Genomic DNA, 1,055 nt, shown 5'->3' on the forward strand with positions numbered 1-1,055 from the left:
ATAGTACTATATCAAGTCAAAAGAGTTACAATATTGGCTCTTACACCAACAATGCCTCAAGCCAACACACTTATATTAATGGTGAAGAAAATGTTTTCGGTAGCCTTTTCCAATGGGGACGCATTGCTGACGGACACGAAAACCGTAATCCGGCTTTAAACAATATGGCATATACAGGCATGACAACCGCAGAAATAACATCTGGCTCACGCTGCTCAACTTCCGACACCCAACGACCTTACAGTCAAATAAGTACCACATCTACCTGGTACGGAAAATTCATTTACAATGCACCTGATCCGTACAATTGGAACCCTGCTGGTCAATCTACAGTTGACCAATTATGGCGTACTTCGCATTTCATACAAAATGATCCATGTGCTCATTATAAAGTGAATGGGACTTATCAAGCATTCTGGCATACAGGAACAGATGGTCTGAACAATGGTGATGCTGCTTGTTCCGATGCCGGAACAGCTTGGCGGCTACCCTTTCAGGATGAGTGGGGTTCTATTTATAAAGGCGGAGCTATTTCGGGATCTCCCGAAACGGCAACTGCCAACACATGGTCTTGGTATGGAGGTACGGCTACCCTAATCACCAGTATACGAGGCTATGAAATAAAACCGGATGGTTATACGACAACGCTTTTTTTACCTGCTAATGGGCATCGAAACAGCGGTAATGGTTTGCTTTACGATCAAGGCACAAGTGGTTTCTACTGGAGTAGTAGTATCAATAGTACTAGTGCTTCCAACCTTGACTTCAATAATGGTAGTATTATCCCTGCTAGTAGTCATGGTCGTGCTGATGGCTTTGCAGTACGTTGTGTGAAGAATGAGTAAACACCCCGCCCCTACACTCCCCTCGTCCTTTCGGGTTTTGTTACCCGAAAATCGGGATGTAGGGGCAGGTCGTTGGTCTGCCGGAGAATGTTCTTTTATATCGTATAATATATCCTGCGCGCAATCAGATAGATTGCTCGCATTCCTTTTGACCTAAGCCTCAAAAGGAATCAAAAAGGCTTTCTGTGACTCAGGCTTCTTGCCGACCCA

1 pseudogene is annotated in these 1,055 nt (G+C 44.5%); it reads left to right on the forward strand.

Annotation, left to right across the window (positions count from 1 at the left end):
- Positions 1-845, forward strand: a pseudogene (locus tag D0T56_RS01330) (hypothetical protein); the annotation flags it as partial.
- Positions 846-1,055 lie beyond the last annotated feature (210 nt).

The organism is Dysgonomonas sp. 520, from assembly GCF_010501095.1.
GTDB lineage: Bacteria > Bacteroidota > Bacteroidia > Bacteroidales > Dysgonomonadaceae > QVMP01.